Annotated in this window: 17 protein-coding genes; 2 read left to right on the top strand and 15 right to left on the bottom strand. The window is 38.4% G+C overall.

Going from position 1 to position 19,897, the window contains the following annotated elements; translation table 11 throughout:
• Nucleotides 1-22: 22 nt before the first annotated feature.
• The 13 genes from rplI to AC27IF_RS02350 all read right to left on the bottom strand — a co-directional run bounded on the left by rplI (nucleotide 23) and on the right by AC27IF_RS02350 (nucleotide 15,991).
• Nucleotides 23-475 (bottom strand): 50S ribosomal protein L9, encoded by a 453-nt coding sequence (gene rplI / locus AC27IF_RS02410; protein ID WP_487051818.1) that lies wholly within the window; start codon nucleotides 473-475, stop codon nucleotides 23-25.
• An 18-nt stretch (nucleotides 476-493) separates the two neighbouring features.
• Nucleotides 494-721: a 30S ribosomal protein S18 gene (gene rpsR, locus AC27IF_RS02405; RefSeq protein ID WP_011041278.1), complete on the bottom strand. Its 228-nt coding sequence runs from the start codon at nucleotides 719-721 to the stop codon at nucleotides 494-496.
• Nucleotides 722-772: 51 nt separating this feature from the next.
• Nucleotides 773-1,060, bottom strand: coding sequence for a primosomal replication protein N (gene priB, locus AC27IF_RS02400; RefSeq protein WP_487051816.1), 288 nt, complete (start codon nucleotides 1,058-1,060; stop codon nucleotides 773-775).
• Nucleotides 1,061-1,094: 34 nt separating this feature from the next.
• Nucleotides 1,095-1,514, bottom strand: coding sequence for a 30S ribosomal protein S6 (gene rpsF, locus AC27IF_RS02395; RefSeq protein WP_487051814.1), 420 nt, complete (start codon nucleotides 1,512-1,514; stop codon nucleotides 1,095-1,097).
• Nucleotides 1,515-1,750: 236 nt separating this feature from the next.
• Nucleotides 1,751-2,920 (bottom strand): phosphoglycerate dehydrogenase, encoded by a 1,170-nt coding sequence (locus AC27IF_RS02390; protein WP_487051812.1) that lies wholly within the window; start codon nucleotides 2,918-2,920, stop codon nucleotides 1,751-1,753.
• 101 nt (nucleotides 2,921-3,021) lie between these two features.
• Nucleotides 3,022-4,137 carry a phosphoserine transaminase gene (locus tag AC27IF_RS02385; RefSeq protein WP_487051810.1) on the bottom strand — a complete coding sequence of 372 codons (1,116 nt, stop codon included), beginning with the start codon at nucleotides 4,135-4,137 and terminating at the stop codon, nucleotides 3,022-3,024.
• A gap of 296 nt (nucleotides 4,138-4,433) precedes the next feature.
• Nucleotides 4,434-7,523 (bottom strand): efflux RND transporter permease subunit, encoded by a 3,090-nt coding sequence (locus AC27IF_RS02380; RefSeq protein ID WP_487051808.1) that lies wholly within the window; start codon nucleotides 7,521-7,523, stop codon nucleotides 4,434-4,436.
• Nucleotides 7,523-8,809, bottom strand: a complete 1,287-nt coding sequence (locus tag AC27IF_RS02375; protein ID WP_487051806.1) for an efflux RND transporter periplasmic adaptor subunit — start codon at nucleotides 8,807-8,809, stop codon at nucleotides 7,523-7,525. The genes AC27IF_RS02380 and AC27IF_RS02375 overlap by 1 nt, the downstream gene beginning before the upstream one ends.
• An 8-nt stretch (nucleotides 8,810-8,817) precedes the next feature.
• On the bottom strand, nucleotides 8,818-10,233 hold the full coding sequence (locus AC27IF_RS02370) for an efflux transporter outer membrane subunit (RefSeq protein ID WP_487051804.1): 1,416 nt from the start codon (nucleotides 10,231-10,233) through the stop codon (nucleotides 8,818-8,820).
• 162 nt (nucleotides 10,234-10,395) lie between these two features.
• On the bottom strand, nucleotides 10,396-11,679 hold the full coding sequence (locus AC27IF_RS02365; RefSeq protein ID WP_487051802.1) for a DUF945 family protein: 1,284 nt from the start codon (nucleotides 11,677-11,679) through the stop codon (nucleotides 10,396-10,398).
• Nucleotides 11,680-11,782: 103 nt separating this feature from the next.
• Entirely contained in the window at nucleotides 11,783-12,538 is a 756-nt protein-coding gene (gene rlmB, locus AC27IF_RS02360) for a 23S rRNA (guanosine(2251)-2'-O)-methyltransferase RlmB (protein ID WP_487051800.1), read from the bottom strand.
• Nucleotides 12,539-12,591: 53 nt separating this feature from the next.
• Nucleotides 12,592-15,000 carry a ribonuclease R gene (rnr, locus tag AC27IF_RS02355; RefSeq protein ID WP_487051798.1) on the bottom strand — a complete coding sequence of 803 codons (2,409 nt, stop codon included), beginning with the start codon at nucleotides 14,998-15,000 and terminating at the stop codon, nucleotides 12,592-12,594.
• A 373-nt stretch (nucleotides 15,001-15,373) separates the two neighbouring features.
• The gene (locus AC27IF_RS02350; protein ID WP_487051796.1) at nucleotides 15,374-15,991 is read right to left on the bottom strand and encodes a tetratricopeptide repeat protein; all 618 of its coding nucleotides are present in this window, start codon (nucleotides 15,989-15,991) and stop codon (nucleotides 15,374-15,376) included.
• A 248-nt stretch (nucleotides 15,992-16,239) separates the two neighbouring features.
• Between AC27IF_RS02350 and AC27IF_RS02345 the strand changes: the two genes are divergently transcribed.
• Together AC27IF_RS02345 and AC27IF_RS02340 are read left to right on the top strand one after the other, a co-directional pair.
• The gene (locus tag AC27IF_RS02345; protein ID WP_487051794.1) at nucleotides 16,240-17,391 is read left to right on the top strand and encodes a cyclic di-GMP phosphodiesterase; all 1,152 of its coding nucleotides are present in this window, start codon (nucleotides 16,240-16,242) and stop codon (nucleotides 17,389-17,391) included.
• 143 nt (nucleotides 17,392-17,534) lie between these two features.
• Nucleotides 17,535-18,566, top strand: coding sequence for a sensor domain-containing diguanylate cyclase (locus AC27IF_RS02340; protein WP_487051792.1), 1,032 nt, complete (start codon nucleotides 17,535-17,537; stop codon nucleotides 18,564-18,566).
• Between the two features lie 72 nt (nucleotides 18,567-18,638).
• Here AC27IF_RS02340 and erpA read toward each other — a convergent pair whose 3' ends face one another.
• Complete coding sequence (erpA, locus tag AC27IF_RS02335) at nucleotides 18,639-18,992, bottom strand: iron-sulfur cluster insertion protein ErpA (RefSeq protein ID WP_487051790.1); 354 nt, start codon at nucleotides 18,990-18,992, stop codon at nucleotides 18,639-18,641.
• Between the two features lie 85 nt (nucleotides 18,993-19,077).
• The gene (locus AC27IF_RS02330) at nucleotides 19,078-19,794 is read right to left on the bottom strand and encodes a DUF6776 family protein (RefSeq protein ID WP_487051788.1); all 717 of its coding nucleotides are present in this window, start codon (nucleotides 19,792-19,794) and stop codon (nucleotides 19,078-19,080) included.
• Between the last annotated feature and the right edge of the window lie 103 nt (nucleotides 19,795-19,897).

Below are 19,897 nucleotides of genomic sequence, written 5' to 3'. Positions count from 1 at the left end.
TAAGGCTAATGCCTCATTTGCATTATGCTTCAGCGATAACTACCACTTTGATGTTAGTATCAACATCAGTGTGTAAGTGAATTGCGATATCGAATTCACCAGTTTCACGGATTGCACCTAATGGTAAACGTACTTCAGCTTTAACAACTTCAACGCCAGCTTCAGTGATCGCATCAGCGATATCACGAGTACCAATTGAACCGAATAATTTACCTTCGTCACCAGCTTTTGATGCGATTGTAACTTCAGTTAATTCAGCAAGCTTAGCAGCACGAGCTTCAGCTGTCGCTAAAACGCCAGCTAACTTAGCTTCTAATTCAGCACGACGTGCTTCAAAGTGCTCAACGTTTGCTGCTGATGCAAAAACTGCTTTACCTTGAGGTAATAAGTAGTTACGTGCATAACCTGATTTAACAGATACCTTGTCACCAAGGCCGCCTAATTTGGCGATTTTGTCTAGAAGAATTACTTCCATAATAAACCCCTTATTAGCTTACTTGTGTAAGTCAGTGTATGGCAACAATGACAAGTAACGAGCACGTTTAATCGCACGAGTTAATTGGCGTTGATATTTAGCAGCAGTACCAGTGATACGGCTAGGAACAATTTTACCACTTTCAGTGATATAGTTTTTTAAAGTTGCAATATCTTTATAATCGATAGATGTTGCGCCTTCCGCTGTGAAGCGACAAAACTTACGACGTCTAAAAAAACGAGACATAATATTCTCCGATTTGGCTTTTATTCTGACTTGATAGTCAAAGTAAAAACACTAATTAATCATTTCTATCTGTTGAGCATGTATAACTAAAAGCGGGTTACCATTTCTAGATTCGTGACGATTAATAAAACCAGTCACTTTTACATGTTGCCCAACAACTAATTCACGAGTTAAGTGTGATAAATCACCTGTAGCAACAACTTGTATTCTGACAAATGCTTGTCGATTCATACCAGCTTCATTTTGTATAGACTTATGGTCTATTGAAAACTGACTATGAACAATACCTGCTGGGCTAGTTGACTGCTTTGGTGTTTTCACAACCGAGCCTGTCAACACAAGGCAATTCTCTTGCGAGTCAATCACAGATTACTTATTCTTCGCTAGCAGCTTCTTCAGATACTTCTGTTGTAGCTTCAACTGGCGCAGCAGCAACATCTTTCTTAACTTCGCGACGATCGTCACGACGGTCATCTTTAGCAGCAGCCATAGGCGATGCTTCAGTTACCGCGTCTTTAGTACGCATGATCATGTTACGAATAACAACATCGTTATAACGGAAAGAAGTTTCAAGTTCATCAATAACTGACTGTGGCGCTTCAATGTTCATAAGAACATAGTGTGCTTTGTGTAATTTATTGATTGGGTATGCTAATTGACGACGACCCCAGTCTTCTAGACGGTGTACTTTGCCTTCAGCAGCATTGATCAAGTCTGTGTAGCGCTGGATCATACCAGACACTTGTTCACTCTGATCAGGGTGAACCATAAATACGATTTCGTAATGACGCATTACGAGCTCCTTATGGGTTGTAGCCTCATTATCTGGCTCAGCCAACACCAGTTGAAGCAAGGAACAAAAAGTTCGGGCTGAATTAAGGACGCGTATTGTAGGGAAAATAAGCGGCTAATGCAAGATAATTTATTGGCGATAAGATGTGATGGGTATTGAGCTAGAGGCGCAATGAGTAAGGGCAGTCGATTAACCGCCCTTTTCATCATTATTATATTGGATTGTAGAACTTAATTTCAGACACTACGTACATGAAAAACATGTTCGACATTTGAAATTTGCGATATTAAATGCTCGGTAGGCTCTTGTTCAATATCTAATATGGTATAAGCAATTTCATCTCGGCTCTTGTTAACCATATCCAAAACATTAATATTTAAGTCCGCCAATAAATTTAACACTGTACCTAACACTTTTGGTACATTATCGTTGGCAAAGGTAACTCTATAACCTGTCGTTCTTTCCATTGATACCGCAGGAAAATTGACAGAATTAACAATATTTCCGTTATCAAGAAAATCGATTAACTGATTTGCCCCCATTACAGCACAGTTCTCTTCTGCTTCAACAGTACTCGCGCCAAGGTGTGGGAATAATATCGCTTTATCATGAGCAATCAGTGCCTCACTTGGAAAATCAGCGATATAACGTGTTAATTTCCCTGAATCTAACGCTGAAATGACTGCACTTTCATCCACTAACTCACCACGAGCTAAATTGATAAGTTGAGCTCCTTCTTTAATCGCACTAAAAGCCTCTTCGTTCATAAAACCTAAGGTGGCTGGTACAACAGGTACATGTAAAGTGATAAAATCAGCTCTGGCTAATAACGAATTTAAATTAGCTGCACGAGTCACTTTTGATGATAACTGCCAAGCCGCTTCAACACTTAACTTTGGATCATAACCAATAACATTCATCCCTAGATTAAGTGCCAAATTCGCAATTTTAGCTCCAATAGCACCTAAACCTACAACGCCAAGTGTTTTCCCTTCTAACTCACTACCGCCATATTGCTTTTTACCCGCTTCAACTTTTTTATGTAGCTCAGTTGCATCCTGTTCACTTGCTAACGAATCAACGTATTTCATACTTTGCGTAATCCCACGAGATCCTAATAATAAACTAGCGAGTACGAGCTCTTTAACTGCATTAGCATTTGCCCCTGGCGTATTAAAAACCACAATGCCTTGTGGCGTATAATCGGTTACCGGAATATTATTTACCCCTGCTCCAGCACGAGCTATAGCGAGCACTGAACTAGGTAATGTTTCATTATGGAGCTTATGACTACGCAGTAAAATAGCGTCAGGATTTTCAGTTGCTCCAGAAACTTGATAGCTTTCTTGCGGAAATTTATTTAATCCTTTATCAGCAATATTGTTATAGGTTCTAATTTTTTTCATGAGTCCTCTTCATTGTTATTATCATTAATTTAGGTATTAATTTTTATGCTCAGAACTTTTCATAGCCAGTTAAACGAATTAACCGGCTGTAACCATAGTAATTAGGCCGTAGCTTGTTGATATGCCCATGTTAACCATGGCAATAAAGCCGCTAAATCTGTTGCTTCAACGGTTGCGCCACACCAAATACGTAAACCAGAAGGAGCATCTTTATATGCACCTATATCAAAAGCGACTTTTTCATCGGCTAATAATTTAATCATGGCTTTAATCTGCTCGTCGCTTGCCGCGAGTTGAAAACAAACGCTAGTGTTTGAGCAAATATCTGGACTTTGTGCTAAGAAATTAATCCAATCATTTTGTGCAACAAACTCAGCTAATACTTGTAAGTTACCTTGGCTTTTTTCGATAGCGCCAGGTAGGCCGCCAATACTTTCAATCCAAGTTAAGGCATCAAGGTAATCTTCCACACATAATAATGATGGTGTGTTAATGGTGGCGCCTTTGAAAATACCGTCAATCAACTTACCTTTATTGGTTAAACGAAAAACTTTCGGCAAGGGCCATGCTGGCGTATAAGATTCAAGACGTTCAACAGCTCTAGGGCTTAAAATCAACATGCCATGACCACCTTCACCACCGAGCACTTTTTGCCAACTAAAGGTAGCAACATCAATTTTTTCCCAATCAATGTCCATCGCAAATACAGCGCTAGTGGCATCACAAAAAGTTAATCCTGTACGCTCATCACTGATCCAATCTGCGTTATCAACTTTTACCCCTGAGGTTGTGCCATTCCAAGTGAAAATAACATCGTGATCTGGGTTTGTTTGAGAAAAGTCTGGCAATTGACCATAATCTGCGACAAATGTACGGGCATCTTTAAGTTGTAACTGTTTAGTGACATCCGACGCCCAACCTGCACCAAAAGACTCCCAAGCAAAAACATCCACTGGACGTTCACCTAACATTGACCACATCGCCATTTCCATGGCACCTGTATCTGAGCCCGGTACAATGCCAAGCTTGTAACCTTCTGGTAATTTTAATAAACGTATCGTTTCATCAATGGATTTTTTAAGGCGGTCTTTACCTATAGCACTACGGTGAGAACGTCCTAGGCTATCAGTATTTAAAGCACTTAATTGGTAGCCAGGGCGTTTAGTACAAGGTCCTGAAGAAAAGTTGGGATTTGACGGTTTAACAGTTGGTTTCATTAATATTCCTTGGTGACTTTACGACTCGGTGAGCTTTAAGTTATTTCTTATGTGTCTGCTTAAATAGTGCCTTAATTTTATACAGCCCTCAATAGAGCTTGCTCAACAATCTAAGGCATTAACAAAGTGTTATGTTCTAAAACAGAATTTAAATGCATAAGCCTTTAGAGAGACTCAGCAACGAGTTATACGATTTCGTATAACGGATGAAAAGCGTTGCACACTCTGAGGACTTTTCATATTCAGTCCTCAGAGTGGCTAGAGTGGTTTGATTAATTAGCCAGAGCTTTGGCTAATTAAAGGGACGAAAAGGCATTTTTTGCCTTTTCGACTAACAGATAATTCACTGGTACTAGCAATAAGGTGATGAAAGTAGCAAATAATATTCCGAACCCTAAAGAGACAGCCATTGGAATAAGGAACTGTGCTTGTGTCGATTTTTCAAATAACAAAGGCATTAAGCCGATAAAAGTGGTTAAGCTGGTTAACATCACCGGCCTGAAACGAGCTGCGCCGGCTGCTAATACAGCACTAAGCACATCTTTGGTTTCTTGACGCTTTTTATTGATAAAATCAACCAAGACTAATGAGTCATTCACTACAACGCCAATTAATGCCAACATGCCGAGTAGGCTCATCAGTGTTAGCTCCATGTTCATAACCCAGTGCCCCATCACAGACCCAATCATGCCAAATGGTATTACACTCATCACAATTATCGGTTGTATATAGGATTTAAATGGAATGGCTAGAAGCACATAAATAATAAAAAATACAAATACTAACGCCCAACCAAGTGAGCCAAATGATTCTCGCTGCTCTTTTGCCTCACCTTCTAATGAATGCTTAACTCCTGGGTATTGACTGATCAACTCATCTAGATACGTTTTTAACTCGGCTTGCAGTACCGTCATATTAGTATTAGATTTTTCCACATCGGCAGTCACATTAACTGTGCGGTATAAATCAATACGATTAATAGTTGCAGGGCTTTGGCCTGGGTTTAATCGCGCTACATGAGATAAAGGCACATTTCCACCCAGAGGCGTTGAAATTAATATATTTTCTAAGTCAGCTACCGAGCTTCGTTCAGCTTTAGGTAAACGTACCATCACCCTAACATCATCTCGACCACGTTGTATTCGCTGTACTTCAGCACCAAAAAAAGCACTGCGTACTTGCTTGGAAATATCAATGCGCGTTAACCCTAGCGCTTTACCTTGCTTGGTCAGCTCAATTTGTAACTCTTCTTTACCATCTGACAAACTATCGGCAATCTCAAATACCGTTGGGTAGGTATGAAGTCTTTGTTTCACCTTGTCAGCCACTTCTTGCAAGGTTGATAATGAAGTGGCGCTTAATTGCACATTAATCGGGTCTGATGAGCGACCTATTTCAGCTCTAAAAGTCACACTTTCTGCGCCCGGAATAACACCAATCATTTGACGCCATTCACGAACTAACTCACGAGAAGAAATATTTGACTCTCTTTGCTCAGCGGGAGTAATTTCAAAACGCACATTACCTGAATGAGAAACGCCACCACGTCCCCCTGTGGTCGCGAGTATATTTAAAATAACACTTTCACCGGTTTCATCATCGCGATATTTATTTTGCAACAACTCGGCTTTATCAGCCATATCAATGACAAAGCCATTAGTTACGTCAAAAGGGGTGCCTACAGGCATGGTAATGCTTGATCTTACTGTTTCACTAGGAATACGCGGAAAGAAAATAAACTTTGTCCAGCCACTGAATATGAGTGACGTTATCACAACAAAAACACCGATAAATAGACTTAAGGTAACTAACTTTTGCCTTAATGCGATAGCGAGTAATGGCTGGTAATAACGCAAAATAACGCGCTCAAAACCATCAGCAAACCTTTGTTGGAATTGCTCAAACTTACTAGGCTCTGATTTCTCATGGCGTAACTTAATATTTTTTAAATGTGAAGGTAAAACAAATTTCGACTCAATTAATGAAAAGATCAGTACCGGGATCACTACCACAGGAATTTGAGCGAATAAGGGTCCTCGACCACCTTCCATAAAGGCTAAAGGTATAAATGCTGCTACAGTAGTTAATATGCCAAAAGTAACCGGTGTCGCTACTTCTTGTGTACCAACAATAGCGGCATGCTCTCCAGATTCTGCTTTTTGCAAATGAGTATAAATATTCTCGCCGGTAACAATGGCATCATCCACCACGATCCCCAACACTAAAATAAAAGCAAACAAACTCATTATATTTAATGTTACGCCCATTAAAGGCATAAAAATAAACGCCCCCATAAAAGAAACGGGGATACCAATACAAACCCATATCGCAATCGATGGCCGCAAAAACAGTGATAATAGTGCAAACACTAAAATCAACCCTTGAATGGCATTAGTTGTTAGCGTAGAAATACGCCCTTTCACAATTTGTGAGTCATCATCCCAATAACTTAATTCATAACCATGGGGCAAACTACTTTGCCGTTGCTCAATATAATCTTTAACTTTATCTGCTACGTCAATGGCGCTTTGTTGCCCTATTCGGTAAACATCTATGAAAGCAGCACTTTTGCCATTAAAGCGTGTTCTTATTGGGGTTTCTTCGAAACTATCATTAATGGTGGCAATATCATTTAAGGTTAATAATGAACCATCAGCATTAGTTTTTATCGCAATACGTGAAAATTCATCTTTATGATAGGCCTGACCTATAGAGCGAATAAGAATATCCCCCCCTTGTGCTTTTATATTACCCGCAGAGATATCACTACTTGAGTTAGCAATAGCAGTAGATATTTGACTAATACTCAAACCATATTGACGGAGTTTTTCTTGGGAAACCTCAACAGCAATCTCATAATCCCGAACACCACTGAGCTCGAGTTGAGTGACGCCTGATATTTGTAATAAATCATCACGTATTTGCTCAGCAAATTCACGTATTTCTTTTTCGCTATAAATACTCGACACAGTTACAGCAATAACTTCTCGCTTACGCTCAGCAAGGGCGACAACAGGTTTTTCTGCCTCGACGGGAAAAGTATTGATGGCATCAACTCGAGACTTTATATCCGCTAATAACTCGCGTGCATCATAAGCTGAATCAATTTCAATACTCACTGACGCTGAGCCTTCTGAAGAACGAGAAGATATTTGCTCAATGCCCTCTAAATCTTGAACCGCTTCTTCAATACGAATAGCGACACCTTGCTCTACATCTTCTGGTGTAGCACCGCGCAGAGAAACATTTACTGTTACTCTATCCATTACAACTGAAGGAAAAACTTCTAATGGTATTCGGCTTGTTAAACTGAATATACCAATAAAAAGTATCGTAACCATTAATAAATTAGCGGCTACGTGGTTGCGAACAAACCAAGCTATCATTAGTTATCCCTCAATGTGTTATTCGCATCTTGAGGTTTTCCTGAAGGTCTTTTATGCTCTGGTCGATTAGGTCTCGGCCCCTTAGGTTTAGTCGCAGACATTTCCCCCTTATCACCAAGCACTTTTACTGGCGTACCTGAGCTTACTTGCCCTAAAGGCGTTAGTACTAATTGTTGACCAATACCTATACCTGACTCAATGATCGCATCTTGACTGTTTTGCCATCGAATCGTGATCTCTTGTCGTTTCAATATTTTTTTATCATCAAGCTGCTCAACTATATAAACATAACTGCCTTGATAAATGGCTGAATTAGGGATCACTATCGCTTGTGCCAATGTGCGACCAATGATTTCAGCATTTACGTACTGACCAATTTTAATCGGCGCGACTTTATTATTTTGTGCGTCATAGGGGTCATCAATTTGCGCTACAATGTAAAGTTGCTGTGAGGATTCATCTATAGCACCTTCCGTGCGTACTATTCTACCTTGCCAATGCTGCTCCCCTATCAAGTCTGAAGTAAAGTTAACATGCGAGCCTAAAACTACCTCATCAGAGTGGCGATATTGTTCAGGCAGCACCATAAAACTAAGGTCTTTATTATTAATTGGTAATCGTATTTCTACATAGTCAATGGCATAAATATCAGCTAGCTGTGAGTTGTTAACGACTACACGTCCTAAATCTACATGTTTCTTTAAAATTCTGCCGGCATAAGGAGCCTCTACTTTGGTACGCTCAAGTAAAAGCTGAGCTTTTTCTAGGTTAGCTTGCGCTGACAACACTTGTGCCTGTGCTGCTGCTAATTGAGGTTTACGCAAGACTAAATCATTGGGCGCCTCGCCATTACCTAGTCGTTGCCAATCAATTAATGCTTGTTTAGCGCGGGCGTTTTCTTCCATTAAACTTTGTTTAGCGGAGAGTAAATTTGACTGATTTATTTTTACTTCTGCGCGATGATCCCTATCATCAAGCTGAACTAAAATGTCGCCTTTTTCAAAAAAGCCACCGTCTCTAAATTGCTCATTAACTTCATTTATTTCACCCGACACTTGCGCAACAAGTACGCTTTGTGTTCTGGGTTGAACTGTACCGAAACTATCTAAATGTACGGTATAGGATTTGGGTTCTATGTTGAGGGTTTCAACAGTAATTTGCGCTAAAGTAGCCCCGCCACCGCGGCTGTTTTCTGGCGGGTTGTTAACAATAAAGTTGGCAAGCAAAAAAGTAGCAACTAAAATGACTACTGGCACCAGTACCTTTTTAACCTTGTTGATGTTCATTAAATTAATTAGTCCTTAGCTTGAGTGTCAGTTGTTGTATCTGAGGAAGAGGTAGAAAAGCTTCCACCCAGAGCAATATGTAAATTGATTCGATTGATAATCAGTTGGTTTTTAATTTGTATCACTGTACTTTGCGCTTCATAAGAGCGGGTTTGCGCATCAAGCACTGTCGTGTAATCAACAAGCCCGCTTTGATATTGTTCAAAAGATAAGGTCTGCGCCGCAATGGCATTCTCTTTGGCAGTCACCATCATTGCGTAACGCTCTTTTAAACTCGCTTCATAAGTTACCGCATTTTCGACATCTGCAAACGCGTCATGAAGCGTTGATAAATAGTTTTGCTCTGTCTGCTTTAACACTAAACGAGATTGTTCTTCATTTGCTTTAAGCTTACCGGCATTAAATATTGGCATAGCGACATTACCTAACAATGACCAACCTAAAGAAGATGATGACAATAAGTCTGAAATATCTTGCTGGTTATCATTTAATGAGGCGGTAATACTGACACTCGGAAAGCGCTGTTTATGTGCATAAGCTAATGCCGAATCAGTCGCAAGTAATTGATACCAGCTGGCAACTAACTCTGGTTTTCTAGACACCAAGTCAGTCGGCAATCCAAGTGGAATTTCTGAATTTAATAAAGGTAAATCTGCCTCAACAAATAATTTACCTTCAGGGTATTGGCCAATTAACTTTTCGAGCTGTCGAATAGCTAAAGTCCTATTCGCTTGCTGCTCGGATGTTTTGGATAATTCGTTGTTTACTTCATTACGGGTAAGATAAACATCCAGTGCGCTATTTAAACCTTGCTGATAACCCGCCTCAATGATCAGTAAATTTTGCTTAGTGTTCAAAGTCCTTTGTTGATAAAGCGCTAATAACTTATTCGCTTCAATTACACTAAACCAAGCTTTAATAACGTCAGCAACTAGCTGCTGCCTTGCTTGTTCAAAACTCGCTTCCTGTGCCATGAGTTCTAAATTTGCTTGCCTTTCACCATCAGATAATTTTCCCCATAAGTCGAGTTCATACTGTAAGGTCAAATTTAATGAGGCGCTATTACCATAACTGGCTGAACTTTCATCTGCTATGGTTTTGCTTCTACCGCCAGACATGGAGGCATCTAATGAAGGCCACAATTCACTTCCGGCAATGATTAATTGTTGTTTTTTAATCTCTATGTCGAAAGCTTGTTGTTTTAATTCAAAGTTTTGCTTTAATGCAAGGGCTACTAATTGATGCACTTGCTCATTTTGCAGTTGTTCAAACCAGTTTTCTTTAACTTGCTCGGTCAGTAAATCATTTGACCATTGCTGAGGTGCATGAGATTTTTGCAGCGTTTCATCTAGCTCATAGGTACCGCTACAGGCAAACAATAAGAAAGGAAGAAATGTAAACGTGAGGAGTTTAAGGTTTTTCACTAGTAACAAAAGACACTAAAATGATAAGTATATTAATATTCTAATGCATTGTTAGTTATAAATTCTATGGAATTTACACAACTTTACAGTTTGAGTAAATTCCATAATTTCAAAGCCTCTTTGCAAGCTTTAGTCACTTAATTTAGTGACTAAAAGTAGCGGCTATAATGGAATAACATGACCGTTAACTTGTAACTGGCCTTGAGAAAAATTAGCTTTAAAACTCAGCTCTTGTTCTTTTTTAATTAACAAGCCTTGCTCGATATACGCATCAATCATTGGCGCTAAACCAAGCTTAGCAAAAAAATCAAATGGAGCTTTACCGTTTGCATCAGCGTTTAAAGCCGCCATAATGGACATTAAGTTATTCACATCAAAAGTATTTTTATCAATACTAACTTCCATTGCAGTCTCGATTTTACCTTCTGGTGTTTCGACACTGAGATCTTCAATGGCAATAACAGGATCATTAGCTAATACTTTTGTTAATAAAGGAGATATCTTGGCCATATTTTCTTCATTAAACATTTCTTCTTCATTCGTAGAAAGGCTAGCAAAAAAGGTGTTTACCTCCTGCATTGTCTTTACATCCAGCTTGTCGACAACCATTTGTAAATTGGCATTTTTTAAATGTTGTCCCGCTGACTTCATTTCATCAGCGCCATAAGTTAGGCTAATTTTCATTAAGTCATTTTCAACAGAGGCTACAGCTGCAATGACTAAGTTTTGAATATCGACAACTTCATTGCCCATCGCATCACTGCTATTAATGGCTGACATGGTAAAATTAAAATCACCGGTAGATATGGCATTACCTTGATAATAATCACCGGCAATAATTGTTTGATCTAAACTAAAGCTGGTTGCACCAATGGAAAATTTTTCATCGTTAGTGCTCGCCGTTAAGCCACCCCAATTAAATTGACCATAAACACGTGTTTCATTTTCTAAAACAAACTCTCCAACCGCTTTAGACGATATAATGGTGTTACCATCTACTTCTTTGGAAACTTCGTCAATAACTACAGTTGAAACGACATCTTTTGAAAATGTTAACAAGCCAGTGATTTGTATCTTATCGTTAATAAAATCAGCGATCTCTTCATCAAGTATCAGCTCTTTAAAATTGATTTTGGCTTTTGAGTAACTTAACGCGAATTTAATACCATTATCGGTAAAGATTATTGGCCCAAAAGATAAATCATCTTTAACAACCAAGCTAATATCTCCAAGTTCATCATCATGGAGCAATACGGTCATTTCTGTGGTTGCAGAGCCGCCAAACCAACCTCTAACAATGTTAGTTGAGTTAATTTCAATAGCAGGGTTTAGTGCTAATTTATCTAGCGCTGATTGATATTCCGTTTCAACAACACCACCAATAAATTTAGGGGCAATTAATGCTGCAGCAATAATTGCTGCGATAAAAAGGCTAATTTTTTTCACGTGTTTCTATCCTTGTTTTATATCCGTATAAGTATTTATGTTAATAAGCCACTATAAATAAAGAATTTTTTTACTGCAAGCAGCTTATCAGTGAGAAGTAGGTTTAAATATTGCGTTGTCTTACCATTTCAAATAAACAGATGCCGGTTGCTACCGATACATTTAAACTGGAAACGGTACCTGCCATGGGTAATTTAACTAACTGATCGCAGTTTTCACGCGTTAAACGACGCATACCTTTTCCTTCAGCTCCCATCACTAACGCCATAGGGCCAGATAGTTTTACATCGTACAAACAGGTATCCGTTTCACCTGCGGTGCCAATGATCCAAATACCTTGCTTTTGCAATTGCTTCATCGTACGAGCAAGATTGGTCACCTGAACTAGTGGTACAGATTCAGCAGCCCCAACAGCCACTTTTCGAACGGTTGCCGTTATTTTCGCGGCATTATCTTTAGGAACAATAATCGCTTGCACGCCAGCAGCATCAGCATTTCGTAAACAAGCGCCTAAGTTATGCGGGTCGGTAACACCATCTAAAATTAGAAAAAATGGCGGTATATCGCGTTTTTCTGCTGCGCTAATAATATCGTCCAAATCATTTTCATTGTACATTTTGCCCGGTTTTACCCGAGCAACGACACCTTGATGCTGCTCACCTTGGCTTTTGTCATCTAATACTCGCCTTTGCACCATTTGTGCTGCGATACCGTATTTACGCGCTAAATTGATAATAGGTAATAAGCGATCATCGTCACGCCCTTTTAATAACCACATTTCGATAAAACGCTCTGGAGCAACTTCTAACAATGCATTAACTGCGTGAATACCAAATACTAATTCTTCATTTTTCGCCATTTTCTTCTACCTTGCCTGCAGTGAATAGTTAATTAACTAATCACTGCCAATAATTACTTTGCTTTTTTACGAGCATTTTTTCCGGGACGCTTTTTACGGGCGCTACGTTTTTTAACTTTGGATTTTACTTTACTGCTTGAATCATTTTTATCTTGACGTTTTTTATCCGCAGTTGGTGCTTTTTTCTTTGCTGATTTAGATTTAGGTTTTTTGCTGCTTTGAGAGCTTGCTCCTTGCACAGCTAAATCAATTTTTTTCTCATCTAAGTTAACGGCAGCAACTTGCACTGTAACAACATCGCCAACACGATATCTGACTCCGGTATTTTCACCGGTTAAGCACATGCGAACATCATCATAATGATAATAATCAGCACCAAGTGAGGTAATATGAACTAAGCCTTCAATGTGTAAATCTTGTAAACGAACAAAGAGTCCAAAATTAGTTACTGTGCTTATCACACCAGTAAAACTATCACCCACATGGTCTTGCATAAACTCGCATTTTAACCAATCACTAACATCTCGTGTGGCTTCATCAGCTCGGCGTTCCGTCATTGAGCAATGCTCGCCTAACTCAATCACTTTTTCTAGTGGATAATTGTAACCACCCGCATTAGCTTCTTTAATTTGAGTTAAGTTACTTTCTTCTTTAGCTTGCTCAACCAAAATACTTTTGATCACTCTGTGCACGACCAAATCAGGATAGCGCCTAATAGGGGAAGTAAAATGACTGTATGATTGTAAGGCTAAACCAAAGTGACCTAAATTATCACTTTGATACACGGCTTGTCGCATTGAGCGCAACAGCATAGTTTGTATAAGCTCTTGATCAGGTCGATTAGCTACTTTAGCCAAAATATCACAATAATCTTTTGGCTCTGGCTCTTCTCTAGCGGGTAGTGAAATACCAAGTTCAGATAAATAACTCACAAAGTTATTATATTTATCTTCACTCGGCTTATCATGCACTCTAAAAAGGCCTGGTTTTGCATGTTTATCAATAAACTTAGCCGTAGCAACATTCGCTAAGATCATGCATTCTTCGATGATCTTATGAGCATCGTTGCGTATTAACGGCACAACACTTTCTATTTTTTTATCGTCATTAAACAGAAAAATTGACTCTTGAGTTTCAAAAGCAATGGCACCACGCTTTGCTCTAGCATCACTTAATGCTAAATACATAGATTTTAAATTTTCTAAATCGGGCATTAACCTAGAGTATTCATCTCTAAGCTTTTGTCCTGCCCCGTGATCGCCGGCGTCTAACATAGCTGCTACTTTACTATAAGTAAAACGAGCATGAGAGCGCATCACTGCTGGATAAAACTGACTACCCGATAACTTACCAGCGGCACTTACCGTCATTTCACACACCATACAAAGGCGGTCAACATCCGGATTTAGTGAACATAAGCCATTAGATAACTTTTCCGGCAGCATGGGAATAACTTGGCTGGGAAAATATACTGAATTACCACGAGAAATAGCTTCGTCATCCAAAGCACTACCATGGCGTACATAATAACTAACATCAGCGATAGCAACCCACAGACGCCATCCACCTGATTTCTTTTTTTGACAATAAACAGCATCATCAAAATCTCGAGCGTCTTCACCATCGATAGTCACTAACGGTAAATCGCGTAAATCTTTACGAGGTAATTTCGCTGCCTCTTCGACTTCATCAGCTATACCAGCAATTTCCCCTTGAATATTGTGTGAGAATTGATGAGGTAAATCATGGGCACGTAATGCAATCTCTATTTCCATACCAGGTGCCATATGATCTCCGAGTACTTCAATCACTTTACCGATAGCATGAGAACGTTTGGTTGGTCTTTGAACTAGCTCAAGCACCACCATTTGACCGTGTCGAGCACCCATTTTTTCTTTAGGGTCAATTAATATCTCTTGTTTTATTTTCGAATCTTCTGGCACGACAGAGCAAACATGATGATCGACATAAAACCGTCCAACAATAGGCGCCTTTCGAGGTTCAATCACCTCTAAAATTTTAACCTCTTTACGCCCCTTTCTATCGGTTCTATCCACTAAAACCGCTTGCACCACATCACCATGAAAAACACGCTGCATTTCATGGGAAGAGATATAAAAGTCTTTACCTCGTTTATCTTTAACACTGGCATCATCTGGTGCAAAAAATCCGAAACCATCACGATGGCCCATTACGGTTCCAGTGAGTAAGTTACTTTTGGCTAAAATTGCATATTGTTTGAATTTATTAAATACCAGCTGGCCACTATTCTCCATAGCGCGCAAACGTCGTTTTAAACCAATTAATAAATGCTCGTCTTGATAATTAAGTTGTTTAGCTAAAGTTTTAAAAGTCGGCGGTGGTGAGCATTTTTCAATAATAGATAGCAATAATTCGCGAGAGGCGACAGGCTTTTCATATTTCTTGGCTTCACGTTTAGCGTGAGGATCGTTTAGAGTCACAATAATAGGTTACTTATACTTATAATGAGTGGATGTTAAGAGCTACCTATACCAAGTGTACTTACCCACTTGATATACTTGCTAAGTATATCACAAAGTTATCAGGTGAAAGTTAAGAAAATATGTACCGTAAAAGATGAGGTATTTTACCGCTGAGCTTTAGTAAAATTTGCGAGGTAGTTAACCTGAACTCGGCTTAACAAGCGTATCACTCATTGAAATAAGGTAGCTCTCCTCTCAACCGACCTCTAGCTTGATAGTTTTACTTAATTTAAGGAAATTTCCCGTTAATAGCTGGCCTATCGCAAGACAATTTAAAACAGCAGTCAGTAAAAATAGCTGCTAGATGAACGTATGGCAAGCGAATAGCTGGTTAGTTAGTATAATCTGATCTTTTAGCTGAATCGATTACATGAGCAGGCATCTTCATCGCCAGTTGTTTTTTTAATTGACTAATTTTTTTATAGGTAACTTTATCGTCTGTCACAGCATGATGAAGCTGAGAATAAAGTGCGGGGTAATCTAATGGGCTGCCATAGCCTTGTTGATATATATTTGCCAGACGCATTTGAGCGGCAAGATTATTCATAGCGGCGGCAGCTTTTAGGTAGATAATAGCCTGCCTCATATCAACCTGCATAAATTTACCGATATGATAATAACGGCCCATTTGTTCAAGCCCTTCAGATAAACCTTGATCAGCGGCCAACTGCATATAATGCAATCCTAACTCGATGTCTTTTTTGACACAGACACCATAGGCAAGCATATCGCCCCATAAAAATTGGTATGAAGGCATTTTTGCTTTAATTGCTCGCGCTTCGATATCTTGCACTAATTGACACTCATCTAACACTACTTGGCTCAGGTGTTTGTTATCTTTAATTAAATTTAACAGCTGATCATCAGTATAAATTTGCACGGCTTGCAAATTCTGCCCTTTGGCTGGTGATAAACTTAATAATAGAAATAGAGCTATAAAAATACGCATAAATACCTTAAATGAAAACTTACCTATATTTGGCAACACAAAATAACGACACGAAAATGTTGATATCTACTATCACTGACAAACTATTATCGGCAAAATTTCAACTTTATTGAATGCTAAATGACAATAATGTAGCAAAATTGACGCCATTATTAATGAAAATTGTTATTGTCTATTTTAAAAATATCGCTAAACTGATTGATTAGGCGTATCTGATTATAAGAATAACACTGAACATGGATCATGGTTTGATAAAAGAAATTGATATTACTGAGCTACAAGTCGGTCATTATGTAGTAAAAATAGAAAAGCAATTGGGTAATTTCAATTTAACCTCATCTGGGCATATTAAAAATATTAATGTAATTAATAACTTAAAAAGCAAAGATGTTCAGTCAATAATTATAGATGAGAGCAAAACTCTCTCTTCCACACTTAATAGCAATCCTAGAGCTAAAATCACCGCTGAATTAAAGCACGCCAAAGAGTTGTTTAACGAATCAAAAGAAGTACAAAAACAGCTATTTTCTCAGGCGCTTAGTGGTGCAGATATAGAGTTATCCCCTGTGATTAATGTCTGTAATAAAAGTATAGACGCCATTTTCAATAACCCAGACTCACTTGCTTGTATCGTTAATATTCGCGCAAAAGATGAGTACCTTTTAGAGCATTCGGTCTCTGTATCTATCTACATCACACTTTTTGCTCGATACCTCAAACTCGATAGAGAAATCATTGAGCAGTTATCCATTGGCGCTTTTTTACACGACATTGGTAAAATAATGGTCCCTGATGAAATTTTACATAAGCCGGGTAAACTAACTGATGATGAATTTACCATCATGAAAACCCACGCAAACCATTCTATCGATATTATTAAAAAAACACCCAATATTGAGCAGTTAAGTTTAGAGGTTGCAGCATTACATCATGAAAAACTCGATGGTACGGGTTACCCTTTTCAAGTTAAAGGAGAGGATATCAATCAATATGGACGTATGATTGCTATTTGTGACATTTTCGATGCATTAACCGCGACAAGAGTCTATAAGAAAGGTTTTTCTCATCCTAAGGCATTTGCCATATTACGTGAATTAGCGCAGAACAATCATTTAGACGTAGAATTAGTGGATCACTTTATTAGATGTGTTGGAGTTTTTCCAGTTGGCTCATTAGTGCAACTGGACTCCAAAAAATTAGCCATCATAGAAGAGCGTAATGATAGTAACCCAACCAAACCTAAGGTGCGGAGTTTTTATAGTGTTACCGTCAATGATTTTGTTGATGCTGAAGATATTGATTTGTCTGAAACAAATGATTTTATTCAAAAAGGTGTTTGCGCTGAAGAGTTTGACCTAGATATGAATGTAATTATTGAAATGTTAATGACAGATGGTTAAATTTCCGCCCTACTTACAAATAATTTTCCCCTTGCTTCTCACCTTAGTTACGCTTAAGGTAATACGCTAGTAATCAAACAAAGCCCCTCACTCAACACCTATGAGTTTACGTCTCAGTTATAGTAAAAGAGGTTAGTTTAACTATGTCAAAAAATGTTGCCAAATTAGAGAAAAAATTAGCTGATGTTATCGCTAATTCTAGAGCGTATGAAGCTGCCTCAAAAAAAATCTTTGATATAGAAACACAATTACTCAGCTGTAAATCGAGTAAAGAATTACTACAACAACTATTAACCATGATCAAAGATAAGTTCAACTTAACAGGTATTTATCTGCTCTTGGTTGATCCTGCGCCCATCAAATATTTACTCAGTGGTAATATGCAAACCAGTTGGCACCAAGCCAACACAAGAACTATTAGCAAAGAAAAGTTGCTAGCTTATCACCCGCAGCGAAAGCCTTATTTAACCAACAAGCTTAGTGATATTAACGAATTAATACCAAAAACTTTAGTTAATATTGGCCAGTCTGCTGCTTTAACACCACTCACTTTAGAAGGTGAGTTATTTGCTAGTTTGCTTTTTATTGATAAAAATAAAGCGCGTTACCATCCTAGTTTAGGCACAATACATCTTGAGCATTTAGCCGTAAAAATTAGTCTGTGTTTATCAAATGCTATGATCAGAGAGCAGTTAGAATACATGGCTCATTATGATCGCTTAACTGGTGTCGCCAATCGCCGCTTAATGGAAGTGTCAATAAATGAAGAGTTAATTAGGCAGAAACGATACAAAGTGCCATTCTCAGTACTATTTATTGATTGTAATAAATTCAAACAAATTAATGATACCTACGGGCACGATTGCGGTGACAAAGTTCTTACTTATGTAGCCACTCAGTTACAGGAATTAATTCGTGAGAATGATAAATGTTTTCGATACGCTGGCGATGAATTTGTTATTACTTTAGCTAGCCAAACATACCAAGAGGCACGTCAAGCCTGCCAACGACTAACTGAGTTCTTTGAAAACAACCCTATGCCTTATGAAGGCTCATTTTTACCGATAACCATTAGCTGTGGTGCAGCAGCAAGTGATGGTAAGAAGACCATGGACGAATTACTCAAAGAAGCCGATGAACAGCTTTACGAACATAAAAAATCTCCAATCGCGTAAGAGAGTTATTTTATCTTCATAAAGTAAAAAGCCTGCATAATGCAGGCTTTAAAATAAAATGTTCGAATATATTTATATAGAAAAAGATGAACCACAACCGCAAGTGGTTGTTGCATTTGGGTTATTCACTACAAATCGACTACCTTCGAGGCTTTCAAGGTAATCCACTTCACCATCAACTAAATACTGCAAGCTCATTGGGTCAATAACCATCAAAACCCCTTGCTTTTCAATAGTCATGTCTCCGTCATTTACTTTTTCATCAAAAGTAAATCCGTATTGAAAACCTGAACAACCACCGCCCGTAACATAAACCCTTAACTTTAATTCTGGGTTTTCTTCTTCGGTGATTAATGACAATACTTTTGTCGCCGCAGCGTCAGTAAATTTAATCGGTAATTCTTGGTTGGCTGTGGACTCAGACATGAAACTCTACTTAATAAAATATGGACAACAATAAACGTGCTAATTATCTTAAACCTGACTAATTTAATCAAGTATTATTGTGTGATTATTCAATACTCCACGGCAGTGTTTTGCTAAGCTTCTGGTATTTCTGCCATTTGTTTTTGCTCAGAATAGCAGATAGTTGAATTTTTTCTGGTACGAAATTTTCTGGCAAAGTAATACTTCCTTCGAGTACCTGAAAATATTTAAAGCTAAACGCTAAATCACTTTTTGCAACGTCAGAAATATCTTTAAGTTTCAAAACACTTGGCTTGCTATTTAAACTACCAATGATTTCTATATCGATATATCCCTTTGCGTAACGCTTTTTGAGTAATTGCTGTACCAGTATCACTTGATAATTGTAATGATTAGGGCTTTGCGTCGCATTTACTTTAACATTGTCAATCACTAAGCCATCAGCTTCTTTTTCTGGTGCCATCACTTTTTCATAAAAGGCGAGCTGTTTTTTTACTTGGTAATGTTCATCGGCCATTTTTTTGAGGGTTACTTGAGCATTTTGGTTAGCTAATTGCTCTACCGCTAACTCGACTTCTAAGGTATGAATTCGCTCCACTTGCTTTGACTGTTGGTGATATAAATCATCTAGACGCTGTTTTTGCTGTGCTAATGTCGAAACTTGAAAATTATGATAGAAATTGCCGACTCTGTAGCCCGAAAACAGACAAAGAGCTATAATAACCAGTAAGAAGACTGCGGATTTAAATGGACCTAAACGCTCAACAACAACCCTAAGATTTATTTTTGCTAACCAATTCATATATACCTAAAATACCTCAAAATAGATGTTTCAATATGTCTGAAGAGTCATATTAAGATGACATCTTTTTAATGCTTTTCTTTCAACATAGTGCGTTAAGTAA

Source organism: Colwellia sp. KS18-150, assembly GCF_057551365.1.
This window is presented reverse-complemented; position numbering and strand designations above follow the sequence as displayed.